The sequence below is a fragment of the Bremerella sp. TYQ1 genome (genome assembly GCF_020150455.1).
GTDB lineage: Bacteria > Planctomycetota > Planctomycetia > Pirellulales > Pirellulaceae > Bremerella > Bremerella volcania_A.
Genome location: NZ_CP083740.1, coordinates 4,584,437 through 4,600,432, shown reverse-complemented (window position 1 = coordinate 4,600,432; position 15,996 = coordinate 4,584,437). Strand labels below are relative to the sequence as shown.

13 protein-coding genes are annotated in these 15,996 nt (G+C 56.0%); 9 read left to right on the top strand and 4 right to left on the bottom strand.

The genetic code is table 11. From position 1 onward, the window contains the following. The first annotated feature begins 27 nt into the window (after positions 1-27). Both LA756_RS18605 and LA756_RS18600 read left to right on the top strand, forming a co-directional pair. The gene (locus LA756_RS18605) at positions 28-1,083 is read left to right on the top strand and encodes a hypothetical protein (RefSeq protein ID WP_224436231.1); all 1,056 of its coding nucleotides are present in this window, start codon (positions 28-30) and stop codon (positions 1,081-1,083) included. Positions 1,084-1,182: 99 nt separating this feature from the next. Next, positions 1,183-2,280, top strand: a complete 1,098-nt coding sequence (locus LA756_RS18600) for a S9 family peptidase (RefSeq protein ID WP_224436230.1) — start codon at positions 1,183-1,185, stop codon at positions 2,278-2,280. A gap of 23 nt (positions 2,281-2,303) precedes the next feature. Here the strand turns inward: LA756_RS18600 and LA756_RS18595 are convergent, their stop codons facing one another. The 3 genes from LA756_RS18595 to LA756_RS18585 all read right to left on the bottom strand — a co-directional run bounded on the left by LA756_RS18595 (position 2,304) and on the right by LA756_RS18585 (position 8,593). After that, on the bottom strand, positions 2,304-6,725 hold the full coding sequence (locus LA756_RS18595; RefSeq protein WP_224436229.1) for a discoidin domain-containing protein: 4,422 nt from the start codon (positions 6,723-6,725) through the stop codon (positions 2,304-2,306). A 206-nt stretch (positions 6,726-6,931) separates the two neighbouring features. Continuing rightward, positions 6,932-7,357, bottom strand: a complete 426-nt coding sequence (locus LA756_RS18590; protein WP_224436228.1) for a YidH family protein — start codon at positions 7,355-7,357, stop codon at positions 6,932-6,934. A gap of 90 nt (positions 7,358-7,447) precedes the next feature. Next, on the bottom strand, positions 7,448-8,593 hold the full coding sequence (locus tag LA756_RS18585; protein WP_224436227.1) for a fatty acid desaturase: 1,146 nt from the start codon (positions 8,591-8,593) through the stop codon (positions 7,448-7,450). Between the two features lie 387 nt (positions 8,594-8,980). On the opposite strand from LA756_RS18585, the gene LA756_RS18580 reads away from it, so the two are divergent. The 7 genes from LA756_RS18580 to LA756_RS18550 all read left to right on the top strand — a co-directional run bounded on the left by LA756_RS18580 (position 8,981) and on the right by LA756_RS18550 (position 13,982). Continuing rightward, on the top strand, positions 8,981-10,246 hold the full coding sequence (locus tag LA756_RS18580; RefSeq protein WP_224436226.1) for a beta-ketoacyl synthase: 1,266 nt from the start codon (positions 8,981-8,983) through the stop codon (positions 10,244-10,246). A 36-nt stretch (positions 10,247-10,282) separates the two neighbouring features. Then, positions 10,283-10,789 (top strand): hypothetical protein, encoded by a 507-nt coding sequence (locus LA756_RS18575; protein ID WP_224436225.1) that lies wholly within the window; start codon positions 10,283-10,285, stop codon positions 10,787-10,789. 39 nt (positions 10,790-10,828) lie between these two features. Continuing rightward, a complete protein-coding gene (locus LA756_RS18570) occupies positions 10,829-11,311 on the top strand; it encodes a hypothetical protein (protein ID WP_224436224.1) in 483 nt (160 codons plus the stop codon). A 52-nt stretch (positions 11,312-11,363) separates the two neighbouring features. Continuing rightward, the gene (locus LA756_RS18565) at positions 11,364-11,861 is read left to right on the top strand and encodes a hypothetical protein (RefSeq protein WP_224436223.1); all 498 of its coding nucleotides are present in this window, start codon (positions 11,364-11,366) and stop codon (positions 11,859-11,861) included. 181 nt (positions 11,862-12,042) lie between these two features. Beyond that, on the top strand, positions 12,043-12,483 hold the full coding sequence (locus LA756_RS18560) for a hypothetical protein (protein WP_224436222.1): 441 nt from the start codon (positions 12,043-12,045) through the stop codon (positions 12,481-12,483). A 125-nt stretch (positions 12,484-12,608) separates the two neighbouring features. Continuing rightward, complete coding sequence (locus LA756_RS18555) at positions 12,609-13,514, top strand: alkaline phosphatase family protein (protein WP_224436221.1); 906 nt, start codon at positions 12,609-12,611, stop codon at positions 13,512-13,514. Between the two features lie 117 nt (positions 13,515-13,631). Further along, positions 13,632-13,982: a hypothetical protein gene (locus LA756_RS18550; RefSeq protein ID WP_224436220.1), complete on the top strand. Its 351-nt coding sequence runs from the start codon at positions 13,632-13,634 to the stop codon at positions 13,980-13,982. Between the two features lie 60 nt (positions 13,983-14,042). Here LA756_RS18550 and LA756_RS18545 read toward each other — a convergent pair whose 3' ends face one another. Next, positions 14,043-15,626, bottom strand: coding sequence for a S1 RNA-binding domain-containing protein (locus LA756_RS18545; RefSeq protein ID WP_224436219.1), 1,584 nt, complete (start codon positions 15,624-15,626; stop codon positions 14,043-14,045). Positions 15,627-15,996: the final 370 nt, after the last annotated feature.

The window sequence follows — 15,996 nt, the reverse complement described above, 5'->3', positions numbered from 1 at the left end:
TTTCTGCCACCGAAAGATGCGACGTTCATGTTCGACTTCGAAAACAAAACGACTCCGTCCGAACTAATGGGCGAACTAGAACGATTCATTGAGTTCTGGCTGGGGCCTCGCTGCGAATCTTATGGTGAGCCCGTAGAAAACCTCGATCAGCTCAAGTTGCCGGAGCCCCTTCGTCGATTGTATGCATTCGCAGGCCGATGGCCGGCGATCGATGGTCGCGATGCGATGTACGAGAAGTATGGCTGGGTCAGCAACTTTGCCACGCAAGACATGTTGCTGCGTCCGGAACGACTGCAATGGACCGACGATGGTAAAGTTGTGTTTCTCCAAGAGAACCAAGGCTGCTGGTTGATGGCTGCCAACGCCGAAGGCGAAGATTCGCCGGTGTGGTGCGACACGCAGGACGAAGGAATAGAACGAATAGATCAGTGGCCGCAAATCAGCAACTCTCTGGCTGAACTGCTTGTTACGTTTTGTTTTCAAGAGCTAACGTTCGGCAGCCGCTATGGGGAGTGGGATACCAGTCTTTCCCGACGCTTCGAATCGGAAGACTCGGACAAGCTGCTTCTTTGGGAAAACGGTCGCTATGCCTGGTCTGAATGCAACTACAGCTTCTATTTGATGGACGGGGATATTCTTGTCGGAGACTTCCAAGGGATGGGCTCTGATGACTTCTTTTTTGGAGCGAACAGCGACGACGCGATCGATCGAATCGAGTTGCTGGAAAGCCCAATCGTCGCTTGTTATCTGGAAACGCCAACTCGCTGGAGGGTCGATCTTTTCGAGAACGGTTCGGCGAAAGTTAGTGTCCTGACGCAAAACAATTCCGAAGCAACATGCACGCCAAATACGTTCGACTTTCGTTCTATTCGCGATGAACTGTTATCGAAAGTCACCGACGGCGGGCGTTATGGCGAAGACACCACCGCCTTCTTCTTTCGAGAGGGGCGTGGATATGCCCAAGGGCAAACGCTAAAAGATTGGAGCGTTGTGGAAGAGCTTTTTGCCAAAGCGTTCGCCAACATTGACAGGGAAGAGTCGTCGTTTGCAGAGTGCCGACGCACGATACCGCTACGGTCTTGATGCATTTTGCGTTTGTAACTCTCGCGATTTGTTCGTCCGCTTTCGGTTCCTTAAAATGGGCGACACCTCTTTTTACCTCTTGCCGAGAGAGCCTGCCGGATGTTGCTTCGTTTGATGGTTGTGTTGTTGGTGCTGATCGCCGGCGTGGTGCATGTGTCGGCTGTCTTTGCACAGCGGTTGCCTCGTGAGAATCTTCTTTTGTATCGCGATGCGACAGGGCAGACGCGGCCGGTGATGTCGATCGATGACTGGCAGCAACGACGAGCCGAAGTGGTTCGCGGCATGCAGTCGGTGATGGGCGAGCTGCCGGGCGACGAGAAGCGATGCGAATTGGAAGTGGAACTGATCGAAGAGATCGATTGCGGTTCGTACGTGCGGCGTTTGATTCGGTATCAGTCGGAGCCTGGCTGCTTTGTGCCGGCTTACTTGTGCGTGCCGAAAAAGGCCCTTCGCAGCGATGCCGATCCGGTGCCAGGCATTCTTTGTTTGCATGGAACCGATAACACGATCGGCCATGGCACGGTGGTTGGCTTGGGTCGGCCGAATCGGAACTATGCCGGCGAGTTGGCCGAACGTGGTTTCGTGACGCTGGCGCCGAACTATCCGCTGTTGGCCAAGTATCAGCCTGACATCGAAGCACTCGGCTGGCAGAGCGGCACGCTGAAGGGGGTGTGGGACAACATGCGGGGGATCGACTTGCTGGAGACGCTTCCCTTCGTGCAGCAGGATCGTTACGGTGCGATCGGGCACTCGCTCGGCGGGCATGGCTCGGTGTACACGGGCGTTTTCGATCCGCGAATTGCCGTGGTGGTCAGTAGCTGCGGGCTCGACTCGTACGTCGATTATTACGACGGCAACCCTGACGTTTGGCAGAACGGAAGAGGATGGACGCAGCTGCGATACATGCCACGGATGGCCGACTATCGTGGCAAGCTGGAAAGCATTCCGTTCGACTTCCACGAAATGATCGGCGCGTTGGCCCCGCGCCGCGTGCTGATTATTGCTCCGCTGCGGGACAGCAATTTCCGCCATGAAAGCGTCGACCGAATCGTTCGCGCGGCGAAGCCGATCTATGGCCTCTACGGTGCCGAGGCATCGCTAGAGGTCAAACACCCCGACGTCCAACACGACTTCCCGCCCGAGATGCGGGAAGCGGCGTACGCGTTTCTCAGCAAGGGGCTTACCAGCAAGCCGTAAGCCCCGAGGCGAATCAGCTCGGCTTACTTCTGCCCAGCCTTCGACGAAAGGCTTTCCAGGTAGGTCACCAGGTCGGCGAGTTCCTGGACGGTGACATCGTTGGCCAGGCCGACCGGCATGATCGAGATATCGTCCTTCTTCTGACCGAGGATCTCGTCTGGATTCAGCGTGATCTCGTTCCCCTGATTATCGCGAATGACAATCTTTTCGGGGCCTTCGAAGGTGATGAAGCCTGACAGCAGGCGACCATCTTCCATCTGGAAAATGTTTGTCACGAACCCTTGGGCGAGCGACTTGCTCGGCAGGACGATCGCTTCGGTCAGCTGATCTCGCTTGTACGTCTTCGCGACTTGCGGCAAGTAAGGCCCGCGAGGCGTTTCGTTCGGCTCGACGGTGTGGCACTTGTTACACGTCAGCTTGGCAAAGAGCTGTTCGCCGCGAGCTTTGTCACCCTTCATGCCGACGACCTGTTGGACGACTTCCTGCGGATCGATGGTCGCCACCTTCGGTCCGGTCGGCTTGTTCATCTGGGCCTTCAGCTTCCACGCGGCGGCTACTTTGCCGGCGGCCGAAGCGACTTCGGCGTTCTGACTGTCGAGCAGCCCGCGAACTTTATCTTCCAACTGGCGATCGTTGACGATCATCGCCGCGGCAAGCAGGTTCGGCTGACGAGCCGGATCGTTCCAGCCACTTTCCAGCGAACCGTTCACGCTGCTTTCGACTTCCGGCGAAAGTTTCTTTTGCTGCGACAACGTCAACATGGCGGCTTCGGCCCAGATAGCGTCAGCAGAAGTTGGCGTCTTCGCGAGCGATTCCAGCACGCCGATCTGGCGGCTCAGCTGATCTTTGTTCTGGAACTCGGCAAACGCCTTCTTGTAGGCGGCACCGTTGGCGTCCTCGGCGTGCAGCTTTGTCAGGCCGGCCAGTGCGGCTTCGACGGTCTCGGCGTCGGTACTGCGGAGCAGGGCAGTGATGGCCTGACCGCGAGTTTCAGCTTGGGTATCCTCGGCCGTCGCGGTCGCCGTCAGCAAGCCGATTGCTTCGCTGGGAAGTTCGTTCGACTCGGCGATCATGCTCACCGCGGCGGCGGCGAACTTCGGATCGTTGGCCGCTTTCAGCAGTGCCAGGCGAAGCGTGCCGTCCAGTTCAATCCGGTGACGACGCAGCTGCTCTAGCAGGAACGCCGATTCCTCGCTGTCGGCCGAGGCCAATGTACTGCGAAGGACGCCGCCGATCTTGTCGGACAGCTCCCATTTCTCGGGCTGGTAGTATGGCCCGCGTGTGTCAGGCCGCGTGCCCCAACTGTTTCCCTTCCACTCGCCGTCGACGAAGTAAAGTCGGCACAGGGCGGTTAACAATCCTTGACGGCGGTACGCGTTGTCTTCCTTAGCAACTCGCTCGATCAACCCATCCACGACTTCCGGCTTGTGCATCCGCTGGAGGGCGAACAACGCGAATTGACGCTTACGTTCGGTCGCGGTGCGGCCATCCAGGATGAAGAAGAGGGGTTCGTACGCTTCACGATTGGCGAGGGCACGAAACGCCGTGTGACGGATCACCGGATCATCGTTGCCCAGAAATTTGGTCAACGCTACGTTTGCGGCTGTCATGTCTGGGGAAGAAGTAACTCGCGGGTCACGGTTAACACGGCCGAGAGCGATAATGGCCTCTAGCTGCGTACGCGAATCCTTACTGCCAAGATAAGTGGGAGCACCTCTCTCAATGGCCTTCATTTGAGGGACGATCGACAAGCGATCTACATCGGAAAGTGCTCGAATTGCCAGTGCTCCAACTTTCTGGTCCTTGGCCAATTGAGGCAACACATTACTAACGATTTCAGGTAATGTCCGGCCCCGACGATCGGAACCTTCAAACGTCCCGTCGGTTTCGACAGCAATCAACGTTGCCAGGTAGAGAGCGGCCACTTGGGTCTCTACCGAAAGGTTCGTATTTCGAGGTTGCGTCGCCATCTTGATCGCTTCATCGAAAATCTTCTTACGTCGTCCCAGCAGCACTTTCGCTTGTTCTTCGTTCTTTATTTCGCCTTGGCAGCGTGCGAGTAGTTCTCGCTGGGCGGCCAAGCGTCGACGATGGCTGTCGGAATGCAGCAGTTCAAACAGTTGATCGTCGGAAGCCTCTGCCAGCTTCGGCATGGTAGCCGGCTGATATCCCTTAGGTGTCACCTGAACCAAGTAACCGACATCTTCGCCGTTGTACTTGAAGGTTGCTCCCTTCCAGCTGGCGGCGTAGATGTTGCTGTTGGCGTCGACGTCTAAGTCGGTCACGCGAGGGATGCCGAGGAACTCTTCCTGGTTGACCTCGAACGTTGCTCCTTGGCGTTTCGGATTATGGCGATAGATCCAGCTGCGTCCCCAGTCGGCTGTGTAGAGGGCGTTGCCGTAACCTTCGGGGAAGCCTGGCTCGTCCATGTAGAGTGCGCCGCACCCGGAACCGCCGCCGTAATCAGCCAGCGGCTGCACGATTTCGTCGCCGAAATTCATGTACAGTCGAGGATAGCCGTGATCTTCCAGACCGCTGAAGTGGTGCAGACGAATGTCCCAGCCGCCACCATCGTTGGTGTTGTCACGCGTGAACGCGTTCATTAGCGGGTCGACCGCCACTTCCAGAATGTTTCGCGTACCGTAGCTGTAAACCTCCATGTCCGTTCCGTCTGGTCGAACACGCAGGACACCCCCGCCACGCATTTGCAGCTTCTTACCGTCGGCCCCTTCCGCTTCCATGAAACCGAAGTCGCCGATGGCGAGGTAAAGCCAGCCATCGATCCCGAGGGTCACGCCGTTGGAGGTATGGTCGGCGGGGCGATCTTTGAACGTGAACGCCAGGTTCTTGATCAGAATCTCTTGCTTGTCGCTACGGCCGTCACCATCTTCGTCGATGAACGCACTGAGGTGCGGCGGGTGCAGCACGTACAACCGATCGCGATCCCAGACGATCCCCCGCGGCGAATCGACATCGGGCACAAACAGCTTCACTTCGTCCGCTTTGCCGTCGCCGTCGGTGTCTCGCAGGCGGTGGATGGCACCTCGCTTCAGTTCGCGGTCGAGCGAGCCATTCTTGTCGACCGAAACGTAAACGTCCCCTTCAGGAGATGCGGCGACAAACACTGGGTAGTTCACCGCGGGAGGTGCCGCGAAGATCTTCTTCTCGAAGCCTTCCGGTAGTTTCACTTCGGCCAGCTTCTTGGCGTCTTCGTCTTCCTGCGACTTTTGCGGAGTGACTTCGACAAGTTCTTTGCCAAGCAGGCGGAGCTCGCGAATCGAGGCCCAGCCGCCGGAGTTCTTGCCTTGGGCGTCGATGCGGACATGCTGGATACCGTCGGCGTTGATTTCAAAGTCGTAGGTGTTGCCGTTGTTCTTCGATTGGTCGAGCAGTGTCTCCCAACTTTCGCCGTCGCGGCTGCCTTGGACGACGTATTGATAGACGCCGTTGTTTTCCCATTCGATCTGCACGCCGCGAATGTCTTGCGGCTGGCCCAAGTCGACTTGCAGCCACTGTGGATAGCTGCCGCTACTGGCACACCAACGTGTCGACTCTTTGCCGTCGAAGGCATTCTTGGCGAAATTGTTTTTGCCGGTCTCTTCGCTGGAAGCTTTGGCCGACTTGTTCAATGCCAGGTTCACAGGCACCAGCTTCGGAGCGGCGCTGACTTCTTTCAGGTATTCGTCGGAAAGCTTATCGCACGCCCAGAGGGTGCCGCGGGTCAGCATGTTAAGGAATTCGTCCGCTTCCATCGTTTCGTTGTGATGACCAAGCGTGGTGCCGAAGACTTTGGCTTTGCCATATTGATTGGTCCAGATACAAGCATGCTCGGTCCCTTGGTCACGCTCTTTGGAAGCCCCCAAAACATGCGCGGTGTCCCAGACTTTAGCGATGTGATAAAGCTCGCCTTGCGGATTGGCCCAAGCAGGTCCGAAGCCTTGCATGATGGGATGTTCGGCGTCGTAGTTGTAAACGGCGTGGGGGTAATGGGCACCGTGGCGATGCGAGGTAACGCCGCAGAACTTGAACCACTGGTCGGTTCCGTCGCGGTAGCAGTGCATCGCACAATGAATGACCACGCCGGGGAGCCCTTCCTGGTGCGGCTTCAACACGCGGGCGGTCCATGCCGGATCTTTCACCGCGGCAAAACATTCGTTGTGCAGAACGATGTCGTAACCGTCGGCCCAGTTGGGATCTTGATAAAGGGGAATCTTCGTGTCGGTGGTGCTGCCCCCTTCGTGGACGACCGTCACTTCGATATGAGCACGTGCCTCGAGGCCTTCTTTGATGATGTTCTTTTGTGTCTGATAGTCGTGGCAACAACCGCCGGTGACCAAAAGGGCCTTGAGAGGCTTGGGAGCATCGGCTGCCGACAAAGTGGCCGGAAGAAGACAAAGCGTGACAACAGACAGAACGCGGGCAAAAAGCGAGCGAGGGGGTGTCATCAAGGAAAAACCTACTTGCTTTTGAAGTTTTCGGGGGTGGGAAAGGGGAGAGAGGGTCCGCATTTACTATAGTTCATGCCGCTGGAATCGAAAGGCAAGTTGGCGTGGTGATTTCACGTGGCATGGAGATATTTCTTCTGTTTTCAGCCTGAAAAGAGGCTTTCTGACGCGAAATATGGGTCTCTAGCGGCAGCGTGCCGCGTGCGTTAAGCCGCAGTCGACGGGTGGATCGGTTCGCCGGTGAAGACGCTGAGCAGCAGATAGATGGCCAAAGCCAAGCCCAGGAACGTAACGACCGCCGAAACCCAAACGGCGAGTTGCATGCTGTAGTTTGCCGGTCGCTGGTCGAGAGTCATCTTGCGAATGAAGCCGGTATGCTGCCAGGCCGAGACGCCAATGAGTGTGGCTCCCAGCAAAACGAAACCGATACCGATCAGCGAAGAAATCAACGGCGGACTAATGTCGACGCCGGGGTGCCGCAGCATTTCCAGGAACAGCCCGAACCGCGCGACGAGAAAGCCAACGCCAATAATGGCCAGCCCCGTTCGCAGCCACGCCAGCATGGTGCGTTCGGCAGCAAAGAAGACCCGCGGATCGGAAGGGGGCAATGGTTTGGTTTCGTCTTCGCTCATGATGACGATTATGCCCTGTCGCACGGCATGGTGCCACTGGCTTAGCGAGCGGCACCATGGGCGGATTCGATCAATACTTCCGGAACGAGCCTACGCCGACTTGGCCATTTCGTTATGGGCGTGGTTCGTTTCGACTTGCGGTGCTTTGGCAGTCCGAGCTTTGTGCTGCTTCGCTTTTCCGCAGCGGTTCCACAAATCCATAAACGCATGCCGGAACGAATACTCGTTGGTGCGATGATACGGCGAGCCCTCAGGCAGCTTCTCCATCAAGCGGCGGTGAGCCTCTGGCATCGCATGGTATGGCAGCGAAGGGAACATGTGATGCAGCGCGTGGAAGCGTGTTCCGATAGGGGCCCAGATCTGTGTGACCCATTTGTTGGAGGGGAAGTTAACCGAGTCCAACAGCTGTTCGAGGAACGTCATTTCCCCTTCATGATTGTGCCAACGATGGGCGACCAGCGTACGCAGTGCATTGAGCGTTAAGATAAACACGCCGGTGCAGTAGGCTTGAATGATGAACGGGTAAGGGTAACCTCCCACCGTCAAAGCACCAATCAGGATGCCCAGACACCACAGAAAGCACAAACCTTCCTGCAGGCGAATCAATCGCATGGCTTTCTTGGTTGGCAGCGGGCGAATGTACTTCGGATCGATCACCATCGACGACGCATGCTGGAAAGCCCAGTTGCGAAAGCGAGGGCTGACCCAAGTCAGCGGCGTGAGGATCAAGAAGCGGAAGACGGCCAAGATCGGTACGACGAAACTGGAAGCCAGAAACGCGAAGATCTGCCAACGCCCTTCATGTTCGATCGGAAGGTACTCGCCATCCATGTCGGTGCCGTAGTGCTTTCGGCGATGATGGTCGAGGTGCGTATAATAGACGAACGACGGCATCAGAAACGGAATGCCGACCAACAGGTTCCACGTCACGCGGAAAGCGGTCATCGTGCCTGTGCGAAGGTGGACAAGTTCGTGAATGAACATTGCCAACCGGTAAAACAGGGCACTGCTGATCACGAAGCAGGTAATTTGCTGCCAGCTGAACAATTCGCTTTCGCGAACCATACGAAAGCAAACAATGCCAACGGCAAAGCAAACCAAGAAATCAGTCCAATAGACCCAAGGCTTCGGCTTGAACAAGTCGCCGATCGTCTTGCGGGCTTCGGCCATCGAGAAATCTTCAGACTTGTTGCAGTGCAAAGGAGCTTGCGAGGCTTTGTCGGAGGTGTGGCTCATGGCTGTATCGATTAGGTGCCGGGTTCGCAGTTTCGGTAAAACCATCCATGAATCAGGATTTACTTCCTAAGCATCAAAATCGGCTGAGGCGATAGGGCGGGTTCCGCCAATTGTCCAGTCTCGGTCAACTTTCCGGCGGAAGTGGGGTAAGCAGTGACGATTACAGGGTCCAAGGTGTGCATCTAGCTATCATGTTAAGCGTAATTCATGGAAATATCACAACCCACCCTTCCAAGATGGTATTTTCTGCCTAAATTATCGACATTGCCGCGATTTTTCGGAAATGGCGAAAGTGCCGGCGTAAGGCCGATCTAGGGAAGGGCAGGGCCGACCGATATAACAGACAATCAATCTTTCGCGATCGCTTCAGGAAAGCCAAGCATTCGGATGCAATCCCAAGTCGAAGTCGTAATCACCGGTAACGGGCTCGTCAGCCCCATTGGAGTCGGCAACGAAGCCGTCTGGGAAAGCCTCATGCAAGGCAAGTCAGGCATTGCGCCCCTGACAGAAATTGCCATGCCAGGCTATCCAGTCACATTTGGGGGAGAGCTGACTGGCTTCGAAGGCAAGAAGTACGTCAAACCTCGCAAAGCCCTGAAGGTGATGTGCCGTGAAATCCAAACGGGTTTTGCCGCAGCCGCGATCGGCATGGAGCAAGCCGGCCTCGAACCCGGCAGCGTCGATCCGGAACGGCTCGGTGTCGTCTATGGCGCCGAGATGATGTACAGCGACTTCGAGGACCTTCGAGACGCATACAACCAGTGCATTGAAGAAGGCTGGTATCAGCACGATCGCTGGGGACCGTCCGCGATGAGCGAGACGAATCCTTTGTGGATGCTGAAGTACCTTCCGAACATGCCGGCGTGCCATGTCGGTATCTACTACGACGGCCGTGGACACAACAACACCATCTGCTTGGAAGAAGCCAGCGCGATCAACGCGATGGCCGAAGCGCTCGCGCATCTGCGACGCGGTACGATGGACTGCATGATCGCCGGCGCGACCGGTTCTCGCTTGAACTTGAACGTGCTGCTCTATCGTGGCGACTCGCTTCTTTCGCATCGCAATGACGAACCGGAGAAAGCTTCGCGTCCGTTCGAGAAAGATCGTGACGGCATGGTCAGTAGCGAAGCAGCTGCCGCGTTGGTTCTGGAAACGCGGGAAAAAGCAGAAGCTCGCGGGGCGAAGATTATTGGGAAAGTCCTCGGAGCAGCCTCGACATTTGGTCGTGTGACCCCGGAAGCTCCGATTTCGCCTGAGGCGATTAGAAACTGCGTGACAGCGACACTTCGCGATGCGGGGATCACCGCCGACGATCTAGCGTGCGTCTTCGCCCATGGAAGCGGCAATATCGCGGACGATCCGCTGGAAGCTGCAGGGATCAAGTCCGCACTTCCTGGCGTTCCTGTCACGGCCCTTAAAAGCTATTACGGGCACTCAGGTTCGGCTTGTGGTGCTGTCGATGCGGCTGTTGCCGTGTTAGCTCTGGAACATGGCAAAGTTCCTGCGACGCTGAACTACGACACGCCCGATCCTGATTGCGATCTGCCGATCGTGCATGGCGAGCCACTTTCGATTGATAAACGCGCGATCCTGATTCTCAGCCAGACGCGCAAAGGGCACTGTGCGGGCATGGTCATCGCAAAAGACTAACTCATCTATTTCGTTGCTAACACGATGGAGAAGCGGATGCACGAAGAATCTCCATTTGCCTCGCCGCAAACAACCAACGAAATCGACGAAACGCTCGACGAACGCTCCCGCGAGATCTTCCGCGTCGCCAACGGACTGCGTTGGCTCGAGATTGTCTGTGCGTTTTCCTTCGGCGGGCTGCTCGCTCCACTCATGATTTTGGCCGAGATTGAAGGGCGATCTTCAAACAGCCTGACCAACTTCCAAGTTGTGCTTCTGCTCGGGTCGATGTGGGCAGGAGCCAGCTTGCTGGTCGCTGGCGTAATATTCTGCATCTTCATGTGGCTCGACGTTCCGAAGCGGCATTTCTGGATGGTAGCCATCGCAGCGCTGCCGCTCTTGTCGATCTTCGGCACGTTCCCCGCCGCGCGACTCTTGCAACACAAGCTTCGTAGCTATGGGCTGCAGTTTGGCTGGATCGGTCCTTCGCAGAAGCAAATCCTCGAACAACTTCGCCACCACGACGGCACGCCAGCCGATCCGAAAACGTTGGGCATGAAGTAGACACGTTTCGCAAACATTCGCACCACGGCAACGCACTTAATGGATTCATCACCCTTTGCTTCGCCCAGCCTGGAATCGACCGCTGCTCAAGAGGCTGATACTTCGCGTTTCCTGAAACTGGCCTGGTTGCAGCGAGCCATCTTGGTCTGCGCACTCTTTCAATCGCTAACGCATCTTTTCCTTGGTTTGTTCAACACCGTCATCGAACCATTGGAAGATGCCGTAAAGCTGGGCACCCTCCCCACATGGCTGCCAATGGCATATGTCCTTTCCATTACCCTCTTTGCCCTAATCACAATCATTATCACGACGCTTTTCCTGCGCCGTCTATCGCACGCCACCCAACACGAAATCGGCTGGCTTATCCCGGCAGCCTGTCAGTTGTTGCCGTACATTTCCATCATCATCCTCTTGGTGATCAGTTATCGAACGTCAAAATACTTCCTCCGAAACGGCCTGAGTGTCGGTATGCTGGGAATCAGCCAACGAGCCCTTCGGCAACAACTGGAGCAATCGGAATGACTGCCAGTCGGCATGTCGTGCTCTGGTGCGTTGCTCTTGCGGGAGCACTTCCGTGACATCCTCCGATCAGCGTGACTCACCTTATAAGTCCCCAGGCATGGACGACGCGGACTTGGTTCGCAGGGTGTACGGAGATGCGATCGTTCGATGCTTTCGGCATTTGCGTTGGGCCTACATCGCCATCGCACTGCAACTGGGACTGTTCGCCTGCGTTCCCGTCCTCGCTGGCCTGACGAATATCTTGCCTGATGAAGAACTGGGCAAACAAATCTTTTCCTATTCGTCATCGATCTTACTGGGTTTGATCTACTTGTTCTCGGTCTGGTGTATGTTCCGCCTTCTGCGATCTCTCGAAAACGCACGCTGGCATGACTACATCTTCTTTTTGATCTGGGCGGCGATTCCGTGCCTTGGACTGTTCGGTCTGCTGAGTGTTGTAGGGACCATCCGTGAACACTTCGAGGCGCAAGGCATACCGTTCGGTCACTTCGGTCCCAACTGGAAAGCTTTACGCGAGATGGCTGCCCAGGCGGAAGCAGAACAGCCGTAGGGCCGGCGATGCTTTAGCACCTTCATAGAAGTGTTACCCCGGCGAAGATCATCTGACCTGTTTCGGTAGTTTTTTCGCGTTGGTAAGTAGCTAGATGCTGCACTCTATCCACATGTAAAAGAGTCTCGACGAAAAGATGTGCGAAGTTGATTCACCCTTTCGTTCGCCAAACGCCTCCTCAGTGCACCATTTCGTGGACGAGCGGCAAGCGATCTATCGCATCGCTCGCTATCGCCAGTGGGTCGGCTGGGCGTTTGCGGGAACGGTTACTTCGCAGTTTGTCGCGTTAATATGTGGCGCGTTATGGAATTACATTTACAACGTGTGGGAATTTCCTGGCTGGTTATTCCCAAGTTATGTATTCGTATATCTCATTTCCGTTCTTTCCATCCCGCCGATCATACTTTTCTCGGTGGTCTCGGGCTTTGCATTGACGCGATGTTTGACCAATAGCGTGGTAGCCACCGTGACGGCAATCCTTATCTGCATACCTGTCATTTCGCTGGTGACGTTACTGCTTCTTTACGAGTTCAGCAATCAAATGCTACGGAAGGAGGGACTTGAGATCGGCCAGCTAGGATCGAGTGCTCGCAATATTTTCAAGCAGTTACAGCGTCGGTAGAAAGAAGGTTTCGCCAATCGAATTGCTTATCGATTAACCAGAAAATAACGCCAGGAACGTGGACTCGGGTGTTGCGCCAAAGTACACTCTCAGTCAACTAAAGTTCCCTGGCTGGAGATCATCTCATGCGCTGCGTTTTGCTGCTTACCATCTTGCTTTTGGCGACAACCACTTCGCTTTCGGCCGCCGAAAAAACGAAACATGTGCTTCTGCTGGGGATCGATGGGTGTCGCTTTGATGCCATGACGAAAGCCCAAACGCCGAATCTCGACAAGTTGAAAGCAAACGGGATTTACTCGCCGACGGCGCTGATCCTGGGAGACCGTTACCAGAAGAACGACACCATCAGTGGGCCAGGCTGGGGCAGCATTAACACCGGCGTTTGGGCCGACAAGCACAACGTGCAGGGGAATCAGTTCAAAGAGCCAAAGTTCGACAAGTACCCACACTTCTTCCACTTCGTGAAACAGGCCCTGCCGCAAGCCAAGACGGTTTCGATCATCAACTGGACGCCGATTGCGAAGTACATCGTTTCGTCCGCAGACGTTTCCCTGGATACCGCCAAGGGAACTTCGTATGCCGAAGCAGACGACGACGCACTGGCCGCGGCCTTGAAAGAGTTGAGCGAGAAAGAGGGCCCCACGGCAATGATGTTGTACTTCGGTGAAGTGGACGAAGCAGGCCATGCCCATGGCTTTCACCCCGCGGTGCCACAGTACATTGCCGCGATCGAACATGTCGATACGCTTGTGGGCGAAGTGGTCAACGCGATCGACAAACGCACCGACGAACAATGGTTGATTGTCGTAACCAGCGATCACGGCGGAGCTGGCAAGGGACATGGTGGCGGTCACAAAAACCCTGACATCCTGCACAGCTTTTTGATTGTCAGTGGCGAAGGAGCCGAGAAAGGGAAGTTCGACAATCAGGTCTACATCGTCGATGCCGTGCCGACGCTGTTAACTTATTTGGGTGTCGATATCGACGACGCGTGGGAACTTGACGGTCATCCAGTTGGCTTGAAGAAGTAGCCAACAGCCCCGATCGATGCCACGTATAATCGAGGGATGAAACCTAGTGAATCTCCGTTTCGATCACCCAGCCTAGAACCTTCGGCCGACAGACCGAGGCTTCGCGAGAATCCGTACGTGTTGCTGGTTGCCGCCGCGATTGTCGGTCATGTGGTGACCTACGCCACGTTTGGGTTCGCTTCTTCTTTGGTGGGACCCATACTCAACGTGCATGGCCCTGAGCCGCCAGAGTGGACAGGTCTGGCGCTGCAAGTGTTAACCTACATGCTGCTGGTGATGGTACCGCTCAGCTTCCTGCTTGGCGTGACTTCCGTCTTTCTTCTTTGGCGACACTGGGACAATTGGCGAGGTGCGACAATCGTCGCGCTGTTGGCGGCCATTCCGGTGATTACGCTGGTTGTCTCGACGTATGTTTTGTTGCGAGCCGACCAGGAATTGAAACGCCGGGATCCTGCCGAGGAGGCATGAAAAAAGCCATCACATGTACACGTGATGGCTTTGATTTTTGCAGGTTCGTGGGACGAAGCTTTACCACTTCAAGCCGAACTTGGAACCTTCGCTTTGGTCGTTGGTGATGCCACCCTTGAGTGGCTGGTTCGACTTCTTCTTGACCGACAGTTCACGATCGATATCGGTTTCGACTTCGTCCTTACGGCGACCACCCTGACGCGAATCGGCCGGTGGCGGCTGGGTCGCTTTGATCGAGAGGCTGATACGTCGTTTGGCCTGATCGATGCTGAGGACTTTCACTTCAACGTCTTCGCCGACCTTCAACACGCTGGAAACACGGCTGATTCGGGCATAGCTCACTTCGCTGACGTGAACGAGACCTTCGATGCCAGGAGCGACTTCGACAAACGCCCCGAAGTCCATCAGCTTGGTGACTTTACCAGGGACAACTTTGCCGACAGCAAATTCCTGGGCCACTTTCTGCCATGGGTTTTCCATGGTGTCGCGAATGGAAAGACCGATCTTGCCGGTCTCAGGATCCATCTTGGTGACTTTGACTTTGACGGCCTGACCTTCGGCAAGGACGTCGGACGGGTGCGAAACGCGATCCCAACTGATTTGGCTGACATGCACCAAGCCATCGATGCCGCCCAGATCGACGAACGCTCCGAAGTCTTGGATGCGAGTTACCGTGCCTTCGCGAATTTGACCGACCGTCAAGCTACCGAGCACTTCCTTCTTGTTGTCCTCGGCCAGCTTTTCCGCCACCGCACGAGCACTGAGAACCAGGTTGCGTTTCTCAGGATTGGCCTCCGTGACGAGGCATTGCATCTTGCGGCCTTTGAACTCTTCCAAGTCCTTCACGTGGTACGTGGCGACCTGGCTGGCAGGGATAAAGCCGCGAGCAGTACCGACGGCACACTCCAAGCCACCCTTGTTCACGCCATCGACGACGGCGTCGACAATGATCCCTTCCTTGATGTCGCCCCAGTCTTGCACGCTGGTCGAAGCACCAGGGATGCCCACTTCGTACAGTCGCTGTCCGCCGTTGAATTCGCCGATGGAAACTTCCATCTTGTCGCCCACCGAAGGAGTCGCGACAAAGTTGCGGATCGAAGCAATCCCCTGATTCCCTTGCGGGAGGTCGAAGAAGACATCTTCGCGATGCACGCGAATGACGGTCGCGGTCACGCGATCGCCTTCGTCCAAACGGACGGCCGCCGGAGCTGGGGTCTGGTTGGTCATCACGTCGTCGATCGATTTATCGCCGAACGCTGCTTCCAGTTCCGCTTCGATGTCGTCCATCGTTTCGCGGCGATTGGGCACATGCACTTTGCCCCCTTCAACTGGAAGGCGATAGTCTGGTTCGCCTTCTTCTTGAGGAGCGTCGGCAAGCGTTTCGGAAATGTCGTCCGGAATTTTTGTTGGATCGTCGTCGTCCGCTTGTGGCTTTGGCTGCGAAGGACGTTTTGGCTTGGGCGGCTGTCGCTTCGTTTCGACGGGCTTCGGATCTCGCTGCGAACCGATGAGCACCTTCTTCTTATCGCCGTCGGCATCCGTGTCGCTGGAATCAGCGGCAGGCGTTTCCGCGGGTGCTGGGGTGTTCTCAGGGGCGGAAGCATCAGCAGCCGCAGCTTCAGGATTTTGGGGGGTGGGTTCCACGGAAGCGGGATCCTTTTGAGGATCAGTCGACATGGGAATGCCTCGGACGAGAATCAGAAAATCGGAAGGTCGTGTAACTATTAGCGCCCCGTAGGTCACTACTTAGTGCCAGGGCGAAGTCCCTGAGTTTATCAGCGAAAAATCGGCGTGAACAGGGAATCTAGCGTGTAGCGGACATGCTATCCAGATTTTCGAAATAGTTAGGTCGCTAGCGGACGAAAACCTGATAAGCTAGGTCCATGGCTAATTAACCATAAAGTGTGCCCCTCGCAGGAAGTGATCTTCTCGACAGCATGAATTTCGACGCGTATCCATCTGAAATTGCCGACCTTATCCAAAGTGCCCCGCTTTGCCCTTTGGGGCCGGGCAA

Coding starts and splice junctions, on each gene's coding strand:
- LA756_RS18605 (WP_224436231.1), top strand. CDS start 28: ATGTTCGACTTCGAAAACAAAACGACTCCGTCCGAACTAATGGGCGAA.
- LA756_RS18600 (WP_224436230.1), top strand. CDS start 1,183: ATGTTGCTTCGTTTGATGGTTGTGTTGTTGGTGCTGATCGCCGGCGTG.
- LA756_RS18595 (WP_224436229.1), bottom strand. CDS start 6,725: ATGACACCCCCTCGCTCGCTTTTTGCCCGCGTTCTGTCTGTTGTCACG.
- LA756_RS18590 (WP_224436228.1), bottom strand. CDS start 7,357: ATGAGCGAAGACGAAACCAAACCATTGCCCCCTTCCGATCCGCGGGTC.
- LA756_RS18585 (WP_224436227.1), bottom strand. CDS start 8,593: ATGAGCCACACCTCCGACAAAGCCTCGCAAGCTCCTTTGCACTGCAAC.
- LA756_RS18580 (WP_224436226.1), top strand. CDS start 8,981: ATGCAATCCCAAGTCGAAGTCGTAATCACCGGTAACGGGCTCGTCAGC.
- LA756_RS18575 (WP_224436225.1), top strand. CDS start 10,283: ATGCACGAAGAATCTCCATTTGCCTCGCCGCAAACAACCAACGAAATC.
- LA756_RS18570 (WP_224436224.1), top strand. CDS start 10,829: ATGGATTCATCACCCTTTGCTTCGCCCAGCCTGGAATCGACCGCTGCT.
- LA756_RS18555 (WP_224436221.1), top strand. CDS start 12,609: ATGCGCTGCGTTTTGCTGCTTACCATCTTGCTTTTGGCGACAACCACT.